Source organism: Streptomyces sp. SID10853 (genome assembly GCF_010548145.1).
GTDB lineage: Bacteria > Actinomycetota > Actinomycetes > Streptomycetales > Streptomycetaceae > Streptomyces.
The window spans coordinates 1-995 of sequence record NZ_JAAGLN010000497.1 but is presented as its reverse complement, the minus strand read 5'-3'; the positions used below and the strand labels follow the sequence as shown (position 1 = coordinate 995).

Sequence of the window (995 nt, the reverse complement as noted above, 5' to 3'; positions counted from 1 at the left end):
CGCCGCGGCCGGCGGCCGTCGTGCGCCCGCCCCCCGCGGCCGCGGACGCACCCCGGGGAAGCGCCGATGACCAGTACCGGGAGTACCGAATGACCAGCACCAGGAGCACCGAGGACCTGCTGCTCAGCAGGATCAGGGACGTACCGGACTATCCGCAGCCCGGCGTGGTGTTCAAGGACATCACCCCGCTCCTCGCGGACCCGGAGGCGTTCACCGCGCTGACCGACGCCCTCGCCGAACTCTGTGTGCGGTACGGCGCCACGAAGATCGTCGGGCTCGAGGCGCGCGGCTTCATCCTGGCCGCACCGGTCGCGGTCCGCGCCGGGATCGGCTTCATCCCGGTCCGCAAGGCCGGGAAGCTGCCGGGTGCGACGCTCTCCCAGACGTACGACCTGGAGTACGGCAGCGCCCGGATCGAGGTGCACGCGGAAGACCTCTGCGCCGACGACCGCGTCATGGTCATCGACGACGTGCTCGCCACCGGTGGCACCGCCGAGGCGTCGCTCGACCTGATCCGGCGGGCCGGCGCGCAGGTCATCGGTGTGGCCGTACTGCTGGAGCTGGGCTTCCTGGACGGCCGTGCCCGGCTGGAGCCCGCCTTGCACGGTGCCCCGCTGGAGGCCCTGATCACGGTCTGACCGTGCTCCGGTCCCGTACGCCGTACCGTTGAGGCGGGCCCCCGGAATCCGGGCGGCCCGCCTCTCGCGTACGGTGCCGGAACCGGCCCGGGGGGAGCGGATCGCCGGGGATCGTTACCATGGGCTTCCGGACCTGACACGGGGACCCGGACCCTCCCCCCAGGCTCCGTCCGGGGGACCCTCAGAGGAGTGCCCTTGCCAGACGAGGACCGGCCCGCAGCCGCCGCACAGCCAGACCAGCACGGCCAGAAGGCCGCGGCGGCCCCAGCGACGCCCGAGAAGCCGCCCGCCGGGCAGCCGAAGCCCTCGGCTCCCGTGGTGCGCCCCGGCGGCGCCGCCCCCCTGTCGACGCCCAAG

At 74.1% G+C, this 995-nt stretch carries 1 protein-coding gene; it reads left to right on the top strand.

The features are described 5' to 3' along the window. The first annotated feature begins 89 nt into the window (after positions 1–89). Complete coding sequence (locus G3I19_RS36615) at positions 90–638, top strand: adenine phosphoribosyltransferase (protein ID WP_164267964.1); 549 nt, start codon at positions 90–92, stop codon at positions 636–638. Positions 639–995: the final 357 nt, after the last annotated feature.

What these genes read in the sequence shown, in the direction of transcription:
- G3I19_RS36615 (WP_164267964.1), top strand. Translation starts at nt 90, where the DNA reads ATGACCAGCACCAGGAGCACCGAGGACCTGCTGCTCAGCAGGATCAGG.